The organism is Pseudomonas sp. TWI929 (genome assembly GCF_039673335.1).
In the GTDB taxonomy this organism is placed as follows: Bacteria; Pseudomonadota; Gammaproteobacteria; order Pseudomonadales; family Pseudomonadaceae; genus Aquipseudomonas.
This window is the reverse complement of sequence record NZ_JBDJLK010000033.1, coordinates 12,741-31,391: the sequence shown is the minus strand read 5'-3', so window position 1 is coordinate 31,391 and position 18,651 is coordinate 12,741. Positions and strand designations below refer to the sequence as shown.

The 18,651-nt window shown below is 63.4% G+C and carries 18 protein-coding genes and 1 tRNA gene; 15 read left to right on the top strand and 4 right to left on the bottom strand.

The annotated features are described in order from the left end of the window. Positions 1-22: 22 nt before the first annotated feature. Positions 23-1,402 carry a sensor histidine kinase N-terminal domain-containing protein gene (locus ABE456_RS15245; protein WP_346644656.1) on the bottom strand — a complete coding sequence of 460 codons (1,380 nt, stop codon included), beginning with the start codon at positions 1,400-1,402 and terminating at the stop codon, positions 23-25. Continuing rightward, positions 1,395-2,066 (bottom strand): response regulator, encoded by a 672-nt coding sequence (locus ABE456_RS15240; RefSeq protein WP_056802027.1) that lies wholly within the window; start codon positions 2,064-2,066, stop codon positions 1,395-1,397. Before ABE456_RS15240 ends, ABE456_RS15245 begins: the two co-directional genes overlap by 8 nt. A 199-nt stretch (positions 2,067-2,265) precedes the next feature. On the opposite strand from ABE456_RS15240, the gene ABE456_RS15235 reads away from it, so the two are divergent. From ABE456_RS15235 to ABE456_RS15215, 5 genes are all read left to right on the top strand, one after another. Then, complete coding sequence (locus ABE456_RS15235) at positions 2,266-3,555, top strand: OprD family porin (RefSeq protein WP_346644655.1); 1,290 nt, start codon at positions 2,266-2,268, stop codon at positions 3,553-3,555. A gap of 46 nt (positions 3,556-3,601) precedes the next feature. After that, entirely contained in the window at positions 3,602-4,582 is a 981-nt protein-coding gene (locus ABE456_RS15230) for a tripartite tricarboxylate transporter substrate binding protein (RefSeq protein WP_346644654.1), read from the top strand. 139 nt (positions 4,583-4,721) lie between these two features. Next, a complete protein-coding gene (locus tag ABE456_RS15225; protein WP_346644653.1) occupies positions 4,722-5,180 on the top strand; it encodes a tripartite tricarboxylate transporter TctB family protein in 459 nt (152 codons plus the stop codon). Between the two features lie 3 nt (positions 5,181-5,183). Further along, positions 5,184-6,698 (top strand): tripartite tricarboxylate transporter permease, encoded by a 1,515-nt coding sequence (locus tag ABE456_RS15220; protein WP_346644652.1) that lies wholly within the window; start codon positions 5,184-5,186, stop codon positions 6,696-6,698. Further along, positions 6,691-7,722: an AbrB family transcriptional regulator gene (locus ABE456_RS15215; protein ID WP_346644651.1), complete on the top strand. Its 1,032-nt coding sequence runs from the start codon at positions 6,691-6,693 to the stop codon at positions 7,720-7,722. Before ABE456_RS15220 ends, ABE456_RS15215 begins: the two co-directional genes overlap by 8 nt. Positions 7,723-7,842: 120 nt before the next feature. Here ABE456_RS15215 and ung read toward each other — a convergent pair whose 3' ends face one another. Next, the gene (ung, locus tag ABE456_RS15210) at positions 7,843-8,535 is read right to left on the bottom strand and encodes a uracil-DNA glycosylase (protein WP_346644650.1); all 693 of its coding nucleotides are present in this window, start codon (positions 8,533-8,535) and stop codon (positions 7,843-7,845) included. A 126-nt stretch (positions 8,536-8,661) separates the two neighbouring features. Here ung and ABE456_RS15205 point away from each other — a divergent pair, with 126 nt between their 5' ends. After that, positions 8,662-9,768: an enoyl-CoA hydratase/isomerase family protein gene (locus tag ABE456_RS15205; protein ID WP_346644649.1), complete on the top strand. Its 1,107-nt coding sequence runs from the start codon at positions 8,662-8,664 to the stop codon at positions 9,766-9,768. Positions 9,769-9,921: 153 nt separating this feature from the next. Here the strand turns inward: ABE456_RS15205 and ABE456_RS15200 are convergent, their stop codons facing one another. Further along, positions 9,922-10,371 carry a hypothetical protein gene (locus ABE456_RS15200; protein WP_346644648.1) on the bottom strand — a complete coding sequence of 150 codons (450 nt, stop codon included), beginning with the start codon at positions 10,369-10,371 and terminating at the stop codon, positions 9,922-9,924. 212 nt (positions 10,372-10,583) lie between these two features. On the opposite strand from ABE456_RS15200, the gene ABE456_RS15195 reads away from it, so the two are divergent. The 9 genes from ABE456_RS15195 (at position 10,584) to ABE456_RS15155 (ending at position 18,541) form a co-directional block, all read left to right on the top strand. Beyond that, positions 10,584-12,065 carry a sensor domain-containing diguanylate cyclase gene (locus tag ABE456_RS15195; RefSeq protein WP_346644647.1) on the top strand — a complete coding sequence of 494 codons (1,482 nt, stop codon included), beginning with the start codon at positions 10,584-10,586 and terminating at the stop codon, positions 12,063-12,065. After that, entirely contained in the window at positions 12,058-12,270 is a 213-nt protein-coding gene (locus tag ABE456_RS15190; RefSeq protein WP_346644646.1) for a cysteine-rich CWC family protein, read from the top strand. Before ABE456_RS15195 ends, ABE456_RS15190 begins: the two co-directional genes overlap by 8 nt. A 9-nt stretch (positions 12,271-12,279) precedes the next feature. Then, on the top strand, positions 12,280-12,972 hold the full coding sequence (locus tag ABE456_RS15185; protein WP_346644645.1) for a pseudouridine synthase: 693 nt from the start codon (positions 12,280-12,282) through the stop codon (positions 12,970-12,972). 361 nt (positions 12,973-13,333) lie between these two features. Further along, positions 13,334-14,221, top strand: coding sequence for a (R)-3-hydroxydecanoyl-ACP:CoA transacylase (phaG, locus tag ABE456_RS15180; protein ID WP_346644644.1), 888 nt, complete (start codon positions 13,334-13,336; stop codon positions 14,219-14,221). A 111-nt stretch (positions 14,222-14,332) separates the two neighbouring features. After that, a tRNA-Gly gene (locus ABE456_RS15175) sits at positions 14,333-14,406 on the top strand. 212 nt (positions 14,407-14,618) lie between these two features. Further along, complete coding sequence (locus tag ABE456_RS15170) at positions 14,619-16,325, top strand: SulP family inorganic anion transporter (RefSeq protein ID WP_346644643.1); 1,707 nt, start codon at positions 14,619-14,621, stop codon at positions 16,323-16,325. A gap of 186 nt (positions 16,326-16,511) precedes the next feature. Then, positions 16,512-16,832, top strand: a complete 321-nt coding sequence (locus ABE456_RS15165; protein ID WP_346644642.1) for a type II toxin-antitoxin system RelE/ParE family toxin — start codon at positions 16,512-16,514, stop codon at positions 16,830-16,832. Beyond that, entirely contained in the window at positions 16,829-17,116 is a 288-nt protein-coding gene (locus ABE456_RS15160) for a helix-turn-helix domain-containing protein (protein WP_346644641.1), read from the top strand. The genes ABE456_RS15165 and ABE456_RS15160 overlap by 4 nt, the downstream gene beginning before the upstream one ends. Positions 17,117-17,530: 414 nt before the next feature. Next, positions 17,531-18,541, top strand: coding sequence for a DUF4917 family protein (locus tag ABE456_RS15155; protein WP_346644640.1), 1,011 nt, complete (start codon positions 17,531-17,533; stop codon positions 18,539-18,541). The last annotated feature ends 110 nt before the right edge of the window (positions 18,542-18,651 follow it).

Genomic DNA, 18,651 nt, shown 5'->3' with positions numbered 1-18,651 from the left:
AGAGGCCATTACAGGCAACACATCAATCGGCTATGAAACGCACCCGCACCCGCAACCCACCCTTCGCACCATCATGCAGGCTCACCTGGGCCAGATGCGCCCGGCAGATCTCGCCAACAATTGCCAGCCCCAACCCGCTACCCTGCGCACTGCGCCGGTAAAAGCGCTCGAACACCCGCTCGCGTTCAGGCTCGGGAATCCCCGGCCCGTCATCCTCAACCTCCAGCACCGCCGGCGCCAGCACCCGCAGAATCACATTGCCACCCTCAGGTGTATGCGCCAGGGCGTTGTCCACCAGGTTGCTCAACAGCTCGTTGAGCAACGTCGGTTCCCCCTTCAACCACACCGGCGCCTCGGCCTCCAGCGCCAGCGCCACCCCGCGCTTGTGCGCCAGCGGTGCCATGGCCATGCCCAGCTCACGGGCCAGCTGGCTCAAGTCCAGGCGCTGCGCGCCGCCCTCGGCAATCGCCCGTGCGCCGTTCTCGACCCGTGCCAGCGACAACAACTGGTTGGCAAGGTGGGTCAGCCTGTCGGTGCCCTGGGCGGCAGCTTCCAGGGTTTGCCGCCATTGCTGCGGTTCGGACGAACGCAAGCCCAATTCGACCCGCGCTTTCAGCGCCGCCAACGGCGTACGCAATTCGTGTGCCGCGTCGGCAATGAATTGCGCCTGGCGCTCGAATTGGCCGCGCAAACGTTCGGTGAAGTGGTTCAAGGCCCGCACCAACGGGCTCAATTCACGCTGCACCTGCACCACCGGCAAGGCCCGCAGGTCGTCCGGCTGGCGTTCTTCCACTGCCGTGCGCAGGCGCTCCAGCGGCCGCAACGCGGCACTCACGGCAAACCACACCATCACCAGTGCGCCCAGTGCCAGCATCCCCAAGCGCAGCAGGGTGTCGGCCATCAGCCCGCGGGCCATGCGCACCCGCGCTTCCTCGGTCTCAGCCACGCGGATCTCCGCCATGCCGTTCATGTTTGGCTCGCTTACCGGCTTCAGCAGGCTGACCACGCGCACATCCTGGCCCAGGTAAGTGGCGTTGTAGAACCGCGCCAGCGCCGGGTAGTCGTCGGTACGCGGCGTGCCCGGCGGTGGCGGCGGCAGGTTCTCGTAGCCGGAAATCAGCCTTTGCTTGATGTCCAGCACCGTGTAGTAGATGCGCCCGGCACTGTCGTAGGCGAAGGTATCCAGGGCCACGTAAGGCACATCCGCACTCAACGATCCATCGCGCTGCGACAGGCCTGCGGCGATGGTCCGCGCCGAGGCAAGCAAGGTGCGATCGTAGGCAGTGTCAGCGGCTTCGCGGCCATTCCAGTAGGCGCTCAGGCCGCTGGCCAGCATCAGCACTACCAGCAGCAGGGCCAGGTTACCCAGCAAGCGCCCGCGCAGGCTGCCGTTGTCACGCATCGCGGTGCTCGAGCAGGTAGCCCAGGCCACGGAAGGTAACGATGGCCACCGGGTGGCCGTCGAGTTTCTTGCGCAGGCGATGGATGTAGATTTCGATGGCGTCGGGGCTGGCCTCTTCGTCCAGGCCAAACACCTGGGCGGCCAACTGCTCCTTGCTCATCACCCGGCCAGGGCGGGCGATCAGCGCTTCCAGCACGCTTTGCTCACGCGAGGTCAGGGTCAGGTTGTCGTCGCCGAGGGTAAAACGCCGGGTGTCCAGGTCGTACACCAGCGGCCCGCAGCGTTGCTGGCGCTCGCCCCCGAGCACACTGCGCCGTAGCAGGGCCTTGACCCGGGCTTCCAGCTCGGTCAGCTCGAACGGCTTTGCCAGGTAGTCGTCGGCGCCCAGGTTCAGCCCGTGGACCCGGTCCTTGACGTCGCTGCGCGCGGTCAGCATCAGCACCGGCAAGGTCTTGCCACGGCCGCGCAGCCGCGCCAGCACCTCGAAGCCGTCCATGCGCGGCAAGCCGACATCCAGCACTGCCACGGCGTACTCCTCGCTGGCCAGGGCTAGGTCGGCGGCCACGCCGTCATGCAGCACATCCACGGTCAGGCCGTGGCTTTTCAAGGCCTGGGCCACGCTTTCGGCCAATTGCAGGTGGTCTTCGACCAGCAGTACACGCATCGGATTCTCCCTGCTCGGGTGGGGCGGTGGCGCGGAGTGTACCGCTGTCGACAGGCCTGTGAAGCCCTGTCAACAAACCTTTCACGCTGAAAGGTTAGCGAAAGGTTCGTTGCCTAGCATCGCACCACGGTCGCTCTTCGCGCCGAAAAAAGCACCAGCAAGGTGCGACGAATAAGAACAATAAACGGAGTCATCGACGATGCTGTCATCGCAGCCGCAGGCGTTCGCGCCTACCCGTTCCTTTGCCGCACGCCCCTCTGCCATCGCCAGCGCCCTTGCGCTTGCCGGTGTCGCCCCGATGAGCCAGGCCGCCTTCTTCGAAGACAGCACGGCCAGCTTCGAAACCCGCAACATGTACTTCAACCGCGACTTCCGCGACGGCACCAGTGCGCAGCAATCCAAGCGCGACGAATGGGCCCAGGGCTTTATCCTCAACTTCGAGTCCGGCTACACCGATGGCACCGTCGGCTTTGGCCTGGATGCACTGGGCATGCTCGGCATCAAGCTCGACTCCAGCCCCGACCGCACCGACACCGGCCTGTTGCCAACCCACGATGACGGCAAAGCCGCCGACGAGTACTCCAAGCTCGGCCTGACCGGCAAGGTGAAGGTCTCCCAGACCGAACTGAAAGTCGGCACCCTGATCCCCGAGTTGCCCACCCTGCAGCCCAACGACGGGCGCATCCTGCCGCAAACCTTCGAAGGCGGCCTGCTCACCTCGAAGGAGATCAAGGGCCTGACCTTTACCGGCGGGCGCCTGGACAAGGCCAAGGACCGCAACGACACCAACTGGGAAGACCTGGTGCTGAACAACAAGAACGGCCGCTTTGGTGGCTCGTTCAGCGCCGACAACCTCGACCTGGCCGGCCTTGACTACCAGTTCACCGACCGCATCACCGGCAGCTACCACTTCGCCCAGCTCGACGATATCTACCGCCAGCACTTCATCGGCATGGTCGCCACCCAGCCATGGGGCCCGGGCACCTTCGGTGCCGACTTGCGCCTGGCAGTCAGTGACGACGCCGGCGCGGCCAAGGCCGGCAATATCGACAACACCACCGTCAACGGCATGCTCAGCTACGCCCTGGGCGGGCACAAGGTCAGCGCCGCCTGGCAGCAGCTGTCTGGCGACAGCGCCTTCCCGTACATCGATGGCGCCGACCCGTACCTGGTCAACTTCGTCCAGATCAACGACTTCGCCGGCGCCGACGAACGCTCCTGGCAGGCGCGCTACGACTACAACTTCGCCGCACTCGGCGTACCCGGCCTGACCTTCATGACCCGCTACATCAACGGTGACAACGTCAGCCGCGCCGCCGGTGGCGAGGGCAAGGAATGGGAGCGCAACACCGAACTGAAGTACGTGGTACAAAGCGGCCCGTTGAAGAACGTCGCCGTGCGCTTGCGCAACGCCACCTTCCGCTCCAACTTCGCCCGCGATGCCGATGAAGTGCGGCTGCTGGTGAGCTACAGCGTGGCGCTGTGGTAACCCGATAGCGGTAACCCGATAACAACAACACTCACGGAGATCGACGATGACCTTTTCACTGCGCCGCCTCGTCCTCGCTACCGGCTGCCTGCTGTTGGCCGGCAACGCCTTCGCTGCCGAACCGAAACGCCCCGAATGCATCGCCCCCGCCTCGCCAGGCGGTGGTTTCGACCTGACCTGCAAGCTGGTGCAAAGCGCCCTGGTGCAGGAAAAGATCCTCAGCAAACCGATGCGTGTCACCTACATGCCTGGCGGTGTCGGCGCGGTGGCCTACAACGCCGTGGTCGCCCAGCGCCCGGCCGATGCCGGCACCCTGGTGGCCTGGTCCAGCGGTTCGCTGCTGAACCTGGCCCAGGGCAAGTTCGGCCGCTTCGACGAGAACGCGGTGAAATGGCTGGCCGCCGTCGGCACCAGTTATGGTGCCATCGCGGTAAAAAGCGACTCGCCCTACAAAACCCTCGATGACCTGGTCGCGGCGCTGAAGAAAGACCCGAGCAAGGTAGTGATCGGCTCGGGCGGCACTGTCGGTAGCCAGGACTGGATGCAGACTGCATTGATCGCCAAGGCCGCCGGCATCAACCCGCGCGACCTGCGCTACGTGGCCCTGGAAGGCGGTGGCGAAATTGCCACGGCATTGCTGGGCGGGCACATTCAGGTCGGCTCGACCGATATTTCCGACTCCATGCCGCATATCCAGAGCGGCAACATGCGCATCCTCGCAGTGTTCTCGGAAAACCGCCTGGATGAGCCGGAGATGAAAGACATTCCCACGGCGAAGGAACAGGGCTACGACATTGTCTGGCCAGTCGTGCGCGGCTTCTACCTGGGGCCAAAGGTAAGCGACGAAGACTACGCCTGGTGGAAGGCCTCGTTCGACAAGATGCTGGCCTCGGAAGACTTCGCCAAGCTGCGTGACCAGCGCGAACTGTTCCCGTTCGCCATGACCGGCGCGGAACTGGACGGCTATGTGAAGAAGCAAGTGGCTGACTACAAGGCACTGGCCAAGGAATTTGGCTTGATCCAGTAAGCATTCACCCACTTTCACCGATCCCTGTGGGAGCGGGTTTACCCGCGAATGCGTCAGCGCTGACACCACCGTTTTGGCTACGGACGCTTTCGCGGGTAAAACCCCACCCACACGGTACGCGATCAACAATGACAAACATATGATACAGAAACACAAAATAGACCAGGCCCTGCTGGCGGTATGCGCCGCCCTGGCCGTGATGGCCTGGCCCTACCAGGCGGCGTTTTCCTATGAACCGGTCGGGCCGCGCGCCTACCCGCTGCTGATGCTCGCCCTGATGAGCCTGGGCCTGCTGTACCTGGCTATCCGCCCTACGCCGATTGTGCGCAAGGACGACGAGCCGGAACTGGACCGCGAGACCCTGATCAAGATCGCCACCTGTGTCGGCCTGCTGATCGTCTTCGCCGCTACCTTCGAGCCGCTGGGCTTCATCCTCAGCGCCATCCTCGTCGGCCTGCCCATGGCCCGCCTGTACGGCGGCCGCTGGCTGCACAGCGCCCTCGTGGTGGTGGGCATGAGCGTGCTCCTCTACTGGCTGTTCGACCGCGTGATGGATGTGCCCCTGCCCCTTGGCCTGCTGAGCGTACTGGAGAACTGACACATGGATACCTTGAGCTATCTGGGCCAGGGCTTCGGCGTCGCCCTGTCCCCCTACAACCTGGTCACCGCCCTCTCCGGCACCCTAATCGGCACCGTGGTCGGCCTGTTGCCGGGCCTGGGCCCGATCAACGGCGTGGCCCTGCTGATCCCCATCGCCTTCGCCCTTGGCCTGCCGCCGGAGTCGGCGCTGATCCTGCTGGCAGCGGTGTACCTGGGCTGCGAGTACGGCGGGCGCATCAGTTCGATCCTGCTGAACATTCCGGGCGAAGCCTCCACCGTAATGACCACCCTCGACGGCTACCCGATGGCCCGCCAGGGCCTGGCCGGCGTGGCACTGTCGCTGTCGGCCTGGAGTTCGTTCATCGGCGCCTTCATCGCCACCTGCGGCATGGTGCTGTTCGCCCCGCTGCTGGCGAAATGGGCGATTGCCTTCGGCCCGGCGGAATACTTCGTACTGATGGTGTTCGCCATCGTCGCCCTTGGTGGCATGGCCGGTGACAAACCGCTGAAAACCTTCATTGCCGCACTGATCGGCCTGTTCCTGTCAGCGGTCGGCATCGATGCCAACAGCGGCGTGTACCGCTTCACCGGCGACAGCGTGCACCTGGCCGACGGCATCCAGTTCGTGGTGCTGGTGCTGGGCCTGTTCTCGATCAGCGAGATCCTCCTGCTGCTGGAAAAGACCCACCATGGCCACCAGGCCGTCAAGGCCACCGGGCGCATGCTGTTCAACTTCAAGGAAGCCGCCTCGGTATTCGTGGTCAACATCCGCTGCGGCCTGCTGGGCTTCATCATGGGTGTGCTGCCGGGTGCCGGTGCCACACTGGCCAGTGCCGTGGCCTACATGACCGAAAAACGCATCGCCGGCACCAGCGGCAAGTTCGGCAAGGGCGACGCCCGTGGCCTGGCGGCACCGGAAACCGCCATTGGTGCCTCCTGCTGTGGTGCCTTAGTGCCCATGCTGACCCTGGGCGTGCCGGGCTCCGGCACCACTGCGGTGATGATCGGTGCACTGACCCTGTACAACATCACCCCCGGCCCATTGCTGTTCGAACAGCAGCCGGACATCGTCTGGGGCCTGATCGCCTCGCTGTTCATCGCCAACATCATGCTGGTGATCCTCAACATCCCGATGATCCGCATCTTCACCCGCATCCTCGCCGTGCCGAACTGGGCGCTGGTGCCGGTAATCGCCATCATCACCGCGATCGGCGTGTACGCCGTGCATGCCACTACCTTCGACCTGTTCCTGATGGTCGGCATCGGCATCATGGGCTACATCCTGCGCAAGCTCGACTTCCCGCTGTCGCCGATCCTGCTCGGCTTCATCCTCGGTGGGCTGATGGAGCAGAACCTGCGACGCGCGCTGTCGATCTCCAACGGTGAACTGGGCATCCTCTGGTCGAGCCCGATCAGCATGTCGGTGTGGGTGCTGACCATTTGCATGCTGACCCTGCCGCTGCTGCGCAGCTGGCGCAAACGCAGCCTGCAGCGCCGGGCGATGGCCGATGCCTGATCGCTCGTTGCCGCTGTTTGTCGCAACCGGGCTGGTCGGCCTTGCTGGCGGTTTTGCCGCCAGCAAGGTCGGCTGGCCTTTGCCGTGGATGGTCGGCTCGTTACTGGCGATCATCCTGGTACGCTGCCTGACGCCCTGGCAGTTGTCGGAAATCCCCAATGGCCGCAAATGCGGGCAGTGGATCATCGGCATCGGCATCGGCCTGCACTTCACCCCCGCGGTGATCGAGCAGGTGGCCAGCCATTTCGCCCTGATCTTCTTCGGCGCACTGTTCACCACCCTGTCCAGCGTGATCAGCGTTTGGCTATTGCGGCGTACCGGTGAGAACCGCGCTACCGCGTTCTTCGCCAGCATGCCCGGTGGTTCGGGGGAGATGGTCAACCTCGGCGCACGCAATGGCGCCGTGCTTAGCCAGGTGGCGGCGGCACAGAGCCTGCGCGTGCTGGCGGTGGTGCTGTGCGTACCGGCGCTGTTCAAGTTTCTGCTGGGTGACGGGGTGCCGCTGAACCACACCGGCAGCGTGAGCTGGGGCTGGCTGGCACTGATTGCCCCGCTGGGTGTTGCGGTAGCCTTACTTTGGCAACGCTTGCGCCAGCCCAACCCCTGGTTGTTCGGGCCACTGCTGGTAGCCGCCACGGTGAGCCTGGCTGGCAACCTGCAAATCGCCCTGCCCAACGGTGCCAGCCAGATCGGCCAGTGGCTGATTGGCAGCGGCCTGGCTTGCCACTTCAACCGCGCGTTCTTCCGCCGCGCGCCGTCGTTCCTCGGGCGGACCCTGGTGGCCACGGCGTTGTGCATGGCGATTGCCGCCAGTGCCGCGTGGGTACTGAGCGTGATGACTGCGCTGGACCTGCGTTCGCTGACGCTGGGGATGATGCCGGGGGGGATTGCCGAAATGAGCCTGACAGCAGAAACCTTGCAGTTGTCGGTGCCACTGGTGACGGCGCTGCAGGTGATGCGGCTGCTGTTTGTGCTGTTTCTGGCGGAGCCGTTGTTCCGGTTGTGGAACGCCAATTCGGAGTGACTGCGCCGGCCTCTTCGCGGGTAAACCCGCTCCCACAACGATCGCGCTGACCCTGAGGGCAGTGCAGTACCTGTAGGAGCGGGTTCACCCGCGAAGAAGCCAACCCGGTCTTTCAGGCCATCACAGCGGTGGTAATGCCCAGTTGATCGGCGCCAGCCCGCGCTGCTCAAGGAAGCTGTTGGTCCGGCTGAAATGCCCACAGCCCAGGAACCCACGGTAAGCCGACAACGGCGACGGATGCACCGACTTCAGCACCAGGTGCTTGGTCCCGTCGATCAGCTTCTGCTTGCTCTGCGCATGCGCGCCCCACAGCAGGAACACCACGTTCGGGCACTGCTCGCTGACCACCTGGATAATCCGGTCGGTAAAGAACTCCCAGCCCTTCTTGGCGTGCGACGCGGCATTGGCCCGCTCCACGGTCATGGTGGTGTTGAGCAGCAGCACCCCTTGCTCGGCCCAGCTCTGCAGGTAGCCGTGGCTGGCAATCGGGATGTTCAGGTCGCGCTGCAGCTCCTTGTAGATATTCACCAGCGACGGTGGCGTGGCCACGCCCGGTTGCACCGAGAAGCACAGGCCATGCGCCTGGCCCGGCCCGTGATAGGGGTCCTGGCCGAGGATAACTACCTTCACCTGGTCCAGCGGTGTAGAGTTGAGCGCATTGAAGATCAGCGGCCCTGGCGGGTAGATCTCCTTGCCGGCAGCGTACTCGCCACGCAGGAACTCGCGCAGCTGATGCATGTAGGGCTGGTCGAATTCGCCGCGCAATGCGGCCTTCCAGCTGGGTTCAAGCTTGATGCGATCTTCGTCAGTCATGGGGCCTTCCATAAACAATGGCGCGACACTAGGTAAGCCCTTCCCGCTTGTCAAACGATCCGACCGACGACCGGCATGATCGGCCAGGCAGGCCATACTTGTGCGATGACTTTCGCGAGGTAGTCCATGGCCATTCATTGCGAGGTACTCACTGGCGCCGATGGCGCCCGCATCGGCATCGCCACCCTGGATGCGCCCAAGGCGCTCAATGCCCTGAACCTGCCGATGATCGAGGTGCTGGGTGAACAACTGCACGCCTGGGCCCACGACCCAGGGATCGTCTGCGTGATGCTACGCGGCAACGGTGCCAAGGCCTTTTGCGCAGGGGGTGATGTGCGTGCACTGGTGCAAGCCTGCCGCGACCACCCCGGCAGCGTGCCACCTCTGGCGGCCACCTTCTTTGCCGCCGAGTACCGCCTGGACTTTGCCCTGCACACCTACCCCAAGCCGCTGCTGTGCTGGGGCCACGGCCATGTACTGGGTGGTGGCATGGGGCTGCTGCAAGGCGCCAATGTACGCATCGTCACACCCAGCAGCCGGCTGGCCATGCCGGAAATCAGCATTGGCCTGTACCCGGACGTAGGCGCCAGCTGGTTCCTGGCTCGGCTGCCCGGCAAGCTGGGGTTGTTCCTTGGCCTGACCGGCGCGCCAATCAACGCCCGCGACGCTCTCGACCTGGGCTTGGCCGACCGTTTCCTGGGCGAGTACCAGCAAGAAGCGTTGATCGAGGAACTGCTGCAACTGAACTGGCAGGAGCAGACCGCCCTGCAACTGAACAGCTTGCTCAAGGCCGAGCAGCACCGTGCCTGCGCCGAGTTGCCCGAGGCCCAGTGGCTGCCGCGGCGGCAGGCGATCGATCAGTTGCTCGATGTGGCCGATGCGGCGGCGGCCTGGCGTGCACTGGAAGGGCTCAAGCACCATGACGACCCGTTGCTGGCAGAAGCAGGCCAGCGGCTACATGAGGGTTGCCCACTGACGGCGCACCTGGTGTGGGAGCAGATTAGCCGGGCACGGCACCTGTCGTTGGCGCAGGTGTTCCAGATGGAATACAGCATGAGCCTGAACTGCTGCCGCCACCCGGAATTCAGCGAAGGCGTGCGCGCCCGCTTGCTGGATAAAGACAACCAGCCGCGCTGGCACTGGCCAGATGTGGCGCAGGTGCCGGCGGCGGTGGTGGAGGCGCATTTTGCCAAGGTGTGGGAGGGGCGGCACCCGTTGGCGGATCTGGGTTAGCTTCGAGAGTTTGGGGCTGCTTTGCAGCCCTATCGCGACACAAAGGCCGCTCCTACTGGGGACCGCGATCTCGTTGTAGGAGCGGCCTTGCCGGGGCGCCGGGGCGCCGGACCGGTCGGAAAGGGGCGCAAAGCGCCCCCCGCTTTCATTCACCTAACGCTGCCAGTTGCCCCCTTGCCCCTGCCCGCGCCGGCCATTCCAGCGCCCGTCACCATTCCCCCGCCCATTGGAGTGCCAGTCACCATGCTGGTAACGCTGGCTGCCATCACGATAGTCGTGACGGTCCCGGTCACGCCCATAGTCATTACGTTGGCGGTTGCCATAATCATTGCGCGGGTTACCGTGCCACTGGTTCGTCCCCGGCTGCGGATGCGACCGGTAATAGGGCGCAGGCGCTGAGTGGTAGTAGTAGCGTGGTGCCGGCTGGTAGTAATAGCGCGGTTGCGGCGTCACGTAGTAACGGTCGTAGCGGTAATAGCCCGGCGACACATAGCGGTCGGTGGAGTAGTAGTCCGAACGGTAATAGCCCCCGCTCTCGTAGTACGGCGCGCAGGCGGATGTCATCAGCCCCAGCAGGGCGATCAACAGGATTCGATAGGACATGGCGGCCTCCTGGACCGCTGGAGTGCCCGAACAGCGGCGCTGGCGAGCGTCGATGCGTAATGCGTTCATCGGCACTGAATAAGACCGCTGCGCCGAGGTGCAGTGCCATTTCCGTAACAATTTGATACAGGTGCAATAACCCTGAAAAACTTGCAGTCTTTTGCCGGTCATCTCACTAGAATGTGCGGCTCGGCACACATCACGGGAAGATCATGCCCATACGTTCCGCTCTGTTTTCACAGCGCTCGCTGATCTTCACCCTGCTGACGCTGCTGGCCTGCGGCTTTCTCGCCACTTCATTGCTCAGTTACTTCGCCTCGCGCAGCGCCATCCGCGATGGCATCATCAATACCGAACTGCCGCTGACCTCCGACACGGTCTACTCGGAAATCCAGAAAGACCTGATCCGCCCCGTACTGATCGCCTCGATGATGGCCCAGGACACCTTCCTGCGCGACTGGGTGCTGTCTGGCGAGCAGGATACCGAGCGCATGACACGCTACCTTGGCGAGGTCATGGGCAAGCAGGACACCTTCACCTCATTTTTCGTCTCCGACCGCACCCTCACCTACTACCAGGCCAAGGGCGTGCTCAAGCAGGTCGAACCAGGCACCTGGCGTGACGCCTGGTACTTCCGCCTGCGCGACCTCAAGGCCCCCTATGAGATCAACGTCGACCTGGACATGGCCAACCAGGACAGCCTGACCGTATTCATCAATTACCAGGTGCATGATTACCAGCACCGCTTCATCGGTGCAGCGGGGGTTGGGTTGAGCGTGTCGTCAGTGGTCAAGCTGATCGACCAGTACCAGCGCCGCTACCAGCGCACGGTGCTGTTTACCGATGCCACGGGCAAAGTGCTGCTGACAGGCTCCGAAGGCGGCCCGCATGGTTTGCGGGTCGGCCAGCCACTCAGCGCCACCCCCGAACTGAATGACGTGCTGGCCGAGCAGCTGGTGCCCGGCGAAGGCAGCCACGAGTACCGTGACAGCAACAACCACAGCCACTTTCTCAACGTGCGCCACCTGCCCGAGCTGGACTGGTACCTGCTGGTGGACAAGCGCGAAACCGGTGCCCTCGACCGTATCCGCCACTCCCTGTACCTGAACCTGGCGATTTGCACGATGATCACCTTGGTGGTGCTGGCGCTGGTGCATGCCATGGTCCGCCGCCACCAGGCCAGCACCGAGGCCCTGGCCAGCCTCGACAGCCTCACCGGCCTGCCCAACCGGCGCAGCTTCGACCTGCTGGCCGCCCAGGCCTTGCACGAAGCCCAGCGCGACAAGGGCCCGCTAGTGGCATTGCTGATCGACCTGGACCACTTCAAGGTGCTGAATGACACCCACGGCCACCTGGCAGGCGACGAAGTGCTGCGCCAATTTGCCAATGTGCTGCAGGGCAGCCTGCGCCAGTCAGATATACTGTGCCGCTGGGGCGGTGAGGAATTCATCGTGCTGCTACGTGAAGCCGAAGGCCGGCAAGCCATCGAGGTGGCTGAGAAAGTCCGCCGGCGTACTGAGCAGCTCACTTTCAGCTATGACGACCAGCCACTGCGCCTGACCACCAGCATCGGCCTGAGCAGCCTGCAACCAGGGGATACCCTGCACGCCCTGCTGGCCCGCGCCGACCGTGCGCTCTATCGTGCCAAGCAGGCCGGCCGTAACCGCGTCTGCAGTGAAACCCGCCATGAATGACAGCCAACACTGCCCCGCTTGCGGAGCCCCGAACCAATGCAGCCTGGCCGAGCCAAGCCGTGCCACCCAGGCCTGCTGGTGCTACAGCGTGGCCATCGACCCGGCCGTGCTCCAGGCCCTGCCCGCCGAGCTGCGCGACAAAGCCTGCCTGTGCCCACGCTGCGCCGCCGTGGAACAACAACTCCAATCCCCCGCTTGCGACTGACCGTTTTCCATGCGCCTCGACCGCTTCCTTGCCAACCTGCCCAGCCACAACCGCCAGCAAGTCCGCCTGATGCTGGCGCAACGCCGCGTGCGGGTGGATGGCCAGGTGGTCAGCGACCCGCTGGCCGAGGTGCGCGAATTCAGCCGTGTGGAGCTGGACGACCAGCTGCTGCAAGCCGGCCGCCCTGCCCGCTACCTGATGCTGCACAAGCCGGCTGGCTGCGTCAGCGCCACCCAGGACCCGCAGCACCGTACCGTGCTCGACCTGCTACCCGCAGCGTTGCGTGATGACCTGCACATTGCCGGGCGCCTGGACTTCAACACCACCGGCCTGATGATCCTGACCAACGATGGCCAGTGGTCGCGGCGCTTGACCCAGCCCGCCACCAAACTGCCCAAGCATTACCTGGTGGAGACCGAGGAAGTGATTGGCGAGCACTATGTGGCCAAGTTCCATGAGGGCTTCTACTTCGCCTTCGAAGGCCTCACTACCCAGCCTGCCCAGCTGGACATCCTCGGTCCGCGTCAGGCGCGGTTGGCGATCGTCGAAGGGCGTTATCACCAGGTCAAGCGGATGTTCGGGCACTTCGACAACAAGGTGGTGGGGCTGCATCGCGAGAGCATGGGCGCGATCCGGCTGGACCCGGGGCTGGCGCCCGGGGCGTTTCGTGAGCTGACGGCGGATGAAATAGCCACTGTCTAGGTTGCCGGCGATAGGGCCGGAATAGACAGTACGGGGTCGTCATACGACCGCTCAGCGACAAAAGTCACAATTTTACCCCAACGGCACTTGCGGGATCCCCGACCCACTGCTTGAATCCAAATCGTCAGTCTGCATGTGACTACCAAGTCACGCCCGCAGTCGAAGACACCTTTTTGCCGGCTACCTAGGGCCTTGATGCCTTGGGGCACGGCAAATTGCCCGCCAAAAACAATACCGTCGACGCAAGTGCCAAGGATCGACACAGGGCCCCCCGGTTACTCTTCAGGCGAATGCCTACCTGTCATAAAGAACGTGCACCCTAGGTGACGCGAATACCCTTTTTGCGCCAGGAGTCGATGACATGAGGCCAGAAATCGCTGTACTTGATATCCAAGGTCAGTATCGGGTTTACACGGAGTTTTATCGCGCGGATGCGGCCGAGAACACGATCATCTTGATCAATGGCTCGCTGGCCACCACGGCCTCGTTCGCCCAAACGGTACGTAACCTGCACCCGCAGTTCAACGTAGTACTGTTCGACCAGCCCTACGCTGGGAAGTCCAAGCCGCACAACCGCCAGGAACGCTTCATCAGCAAGGAGACCGAGGCGCATATCCTCCTTGAGCTGATCGAGCACTTCCAGGCAGACCACGTGATGTCTTTCTCGTGGGGTGGTGCAAGCACGCTGCTGGCGCTGGCGCACCAGCCGCGGTGCGTGAAGAAGGCAGTGGTGAGCTCGTTCTCGCCGGTGATCAACGAACCGATGCGCGACTACCTGGACCGTGGCTGCCAGTACCTGGCCGCCTGCGATCGCTATCAGGTCGGCAACCTGGTCAACGACACCATCGGCAAGCACCTGCCGTCGCTGTTCAAGCGCTTCAACTACCGGCATGTCAGCAGCCTGGACAGCCACGAGTACGCGCAGATGCACTTCCACATCAACGAAGTACTGCAGCATGACCTGGAACGGGCGCTGAACGGCGCGCGCAACATCGACATCCCGGTACTGTTCATCAACGGCGACCGCGATGAGTACACCACGGTCGAAGATGCGCGGCAGTTCGGCAAGCATGTGGGCAGAAGCCAGTTCAGCGTGATCCGCGATGCGGGCCACTTCCTGGATATGGAGAACAAGACCGCCTGCGAGGATACCCGCAGTGTCATGTTGGGGTTCCTGAAGCCAACCGTGCGTGAAGCCCGTCAACGCTACCAGCCGGTACAACAGGGGCAGCATGCATTGGCCATCTGAGCAGCTCGGCGCCCTGTAGCCGTTACCCGCAGGCTATGGGGTGCCGACAAGCATTTTTATAACTTGGGCTTCTAATTCGTGGAGGGTTCTGGTAAAAAGTGCATCGCAGACGCGGGTATAGTTTAGTGGCAAAACGAAAGCTTCCCAAGCTTTAGTTGAGGGTTCGATTCCCTCTACCCGCTCCACATCGCGTTTCCGCATGGCGTTCCAGCAACGTCATCGCAGTCAAAAGGAGCCTTGGCTCCTTTTTTCGTTTCTGTCGCCCCTGATTGACCTACCCCATGGCCATTTGCCTGCCGATCCGCTTCAATGCGTAGCGGGCGTATTCGCGTGCAAGTGAAACGGCTTGGGGCGGATATGCTCAATGGATCCTTGAAACATTTCGAAAGGACGACGCATGTTTCTCTCCCGCTGGTTACCGGGCCTTGCCAACCTGCTGCACTACCGCCGCGAGTGGTTCCACGCCGACCTGCAGGCAGGTCTGTCAGTGGCGGCGATCCAGATCCCCATTGCCATCGCCTATGCGCAGATCGTCGGCCTGCCACCGCAGTATGGCCTGTACGCCTGCGTGCTGCCGATGATGGTCTACGCCCTGATCGGCAGCTCGCGCCAGCTGATGGTCGGCCCCGACGCCGCCACCTGCGCGATGATCGCCGGCGCCGTGGCACCCTTGGCCATGGGCGACCCGCACCGCATTGCCGAGCTGTCGGTGATTGTCACCGTGCTGGTCGGGGTGATGCTGATCGCCGCAGGCCTGGCGCGGGCCGGGTTCATCGCCAGCTTCTTCTCGCGGCCAATCCTGATCGGCTACCTCAACGGCATCGGCCTGAGCCTGATCGCCGGGCAGCTATCCAAAGTGGTGGGGTTCAAGATCGAGGGCGATGGCTTCATCCTCAGCCTGGTCAACTTCCTCCAGCGCCTGGGCGAAATCCACTGGGTGACGCTGCTCATCGGCATGGCCGCCCTGGGCATGCTGATCTGGCTGCCACGGCGCTACCCGCGCCTGCCTGCAGCCTTGATGGTGGTGGCACTGTTCATGCTGCTGGTTGGCCTGTTCGGCCTTGACCGCTTTGGCGTCGCCGTCCTCGGCCCGGTGCCCGCCGGCATCCCGCAGCTGGCCTGGCCACACAGCAACCTGGCGGAAATGAAGAGCCTGCTGCGCGACGCCCTGGGTATTGCCACCGTCAGCTTCTGCAGCGCCATGCTCACCGCGCGCAGCTTTGCCGCCCGGCATGGCTACGCGATCAACGCCAACCACGAATTCGTCGCCCTGGGCGTAAGCAACCTGGCGGCCGGGGCTTCCCAAGGCTTTGCCATCAGCGGCGCCGACTCGCGTACTGCGGTCAACGACATGGTCGGTGGTAAAAGCCAACTGGTGGGCATCATCGCCGCGCTGGTAATTGCCCTGATCCTGCTGTTTTTCACCGCGCCGATGGCGTGGATCCCGCAGGCTGCGCTGGGCGCCGTGCTGCTGATGGCCGGCTGGGGGCTGATCGACATCAAGTCGCTGCGGCACATCCGCCGCCTGAGCCGCTTCGAGTTCTGGCTGTGCCTGCTGACCACGGTGGGCGTGCTAGGCCTGGGCGTGCTGCCTGGCATCGTGTTTGCCGTGACCCTGGCGATCCTGCGCCTGCTGTACAGCATCTACCAGCCCACCGACGCCGTGCTGGGCTGGCTGCCGGGCACCGAAGGCCAGGTCGACATCCGCAAGTTCAAGAACGCCCGTACCGTGCCTGGCCTGGTGGTGTACCGTTTCGACGACGCGATCCTGTTCTTCAACGCCGACTACTTCAAGATGCGCCTGCTAGAAGCGGTGCAAAGCCAAGACCAGCCCAAGGCCGTGCTGTTCGATGCTGAGGCGGTAACCAGCATCGACGTCAGCGGCATCGCTGCCCTGCGCGAGGTGCGCGACACCCTGGCGGCACAGGGCATCTTCTTCGCCATCGCCCGCGCCCGCGGCACCTTCCTGCGCATGCTGGTGCGCTCGGGCATGGCGCGCGAGATGGAGGACAAACTGCTGTTCGGCTCGGTACGCGCGGGGATTCGCGCCTATCGCGTTTGGCGTAACCGCAACCGCAGTGTGCAGGTGGCCGAACAGGGCTGAGCGGTGCGCTATGGCTAGCAGTCAGGCTTCTGCAAGGAAAAGGACTACGTGATACTCGGAAAGGGGTGATCGGCTAGCGATGACCAGATTCGCTAGCCTCGCTATCCCGCTCTGAAGTTCAGTCGGGCACTCCTTTCTCTGTAGCGCTGGACAACCGGCAGCTACGCCAATGGCGTACAACCTGTTATGCTTTTCACCGAAACAGCCTTGTTCACCAAGCGAGTCAGAGAGCTCCTCGATGACGATACCTATCGCCTACTGCAAGTCAGGCTCATGGTTTCACCCGAGGCAGGAGACTTGATCGAGGGAACGGGCGGCCTGCGCAAATTGCGTGTGGCTGCGAACGGGCACGGAAAACGCGGTGGTGCCAGGGTTATCTACTACCACTTCATATCCAGATCACAGATAGCCATGCTCTACATCTTCGGAAAAAACGAGCAGCCCGACCTGTCCAGCGAACAACGCAAGGCACTGAGGTCGATCATCGAACACTGGAGGCGTGCATGAACCGCTTTTTTGACGAGCTGATGGAAAGCGTCCAGCAGATGGACGATATCGTTCAGCGCAAGCGCGCGCCTTCCCGAGAGTTCGAAATCGATGCACTTCAGGTGCGCAACATCCGCAAGGCAACAGGGCTTACGCAAGCACGCTTTGCCGAGATCATTGATGTTCAGGTTGCAACCTTGAGAAACTGGGAGCAAGGGCGACGCGAACCTACCGGGCCGGCCAAAGCATTGCTGCGTGCAATACGTAATGATCCTGATCATGTACTGAAAGCCCTTGCCCACTGACGAAGGCCTGCAAGTGTTGAGTATCCCGACCTTTCCGGTGCATCGAACAAGGTGCCGCGGTGGGCGATCACTGCGGGATGCCGTGGGCGGTGGCCAGGGTTTTGCTGACGCTGGCCCAGGCTGCGGATAGCGTGAAAAAAGTGGCCAACGCCAACCTAGTGACTACCCGATTGCGCATGAAGAAGGCCTCTTTCGTCCTGCGAGCCTTGCTGCGCCTTTGCTGGCCCTTTTGCGGGTAAACCCGCTCCCACAGGTCCGGCACAGGCTTCAAGCCTGATGCATATCCTGTGTGCGGGTTACCGCGAAAGGGCCAGCATAGGCAACACAACGCCTCTGCCTGGACGCCAACCCTCGCACACCTTGCATGACATGCTAAAGTCGCCCCCGTTCCCCGCACCGCCCAACGGACCCAGCATGCCCGCACTCGACGCCACCCTCACCCCCTGGCCAGAACTCGCCGCCCGCCACCCCTGCGCTGCGCTGCTGCTGGGCAACGGCGCCAGCCGTGTATTGTGGAAGCCGTTCGGCTACTTCTCGCTGTTCGAGGAAGCGCAGCGTGCCGGGCGCAAGAAAGGCTTGGCCATCAGCGACCAGGCACTGTTCAAGTCCTTGGGCACGGAACTGTTCGAGCCGGTGCTCAGCGCCCTCAACACTACCGTGCGCACCAATGCCGCACTGGCCATCAATTCCACCGCGCCGCTGAACCGCTACTACTCGATCAAGGAAGCGTTGATCCACGCCGTGCGCACCGTGCACCTGCCGTGGCCGCTGATGCCGGCTGCCAGCCTGGCAACCCTCAACCAGGCCCTGAGCGGCTATCGCAGCGTCTACACCAGCAACTACGACCTGCTGCTGCCATGGGCCGTGCAGCATGCCCCGCACGGCTTCGCCGAACTGTTTGACGAGCAAGGCTTCTTCGACGTGCGCCGCACCAGCAGCGAAGGCACCCGAATCATGCACCTGCATGGCGGCCTGCACCTGCTGAAGTTGCCCGACGGCACCACCCGCCAACGCAGCGCCGACAGCGCCGAGCTGCTGGATGGTTTTGCCGTGAACATCCCGGGTGAAGTGCCGCTGTTCGTCAACGAAGACCGCAGCGACGAGAAACTGCGTGCCATCCGCAATTCGGACTACCTGAGCTGGTGCCTGGGGCAACTGGCGCGGGAAAGCCAGGGGCTATGCCTGTTCGGGCAGCATCTGGACAGCAGTGACCAGCACGTGCTCGAAGCAATTCGGCTGGCGCGGCCGAAGCAGCTGTCGATTGCCATCCGGCCGTTGAGTGAGGCGTCGGTGATCAACCAGAAGCAGCATTTTGTCGATCGATTCGGGGATATGCCGGGGACAGCGCTGCATTTCTTCGACGCCAGTACCCATCCGTTGGGGCAGGCGGAATTATCGATCGAAGTACCAACTGTCCGACGCTGACGCCATCTCCTGTAGGAGCGGCCTTGTGTCGCGAAAGGGCTGCATAGCAGCCCCAGGATTTCTGCGTTACCACCAATATTGCTGGGGCTGCTACGCAGCCCTTTCGCGAC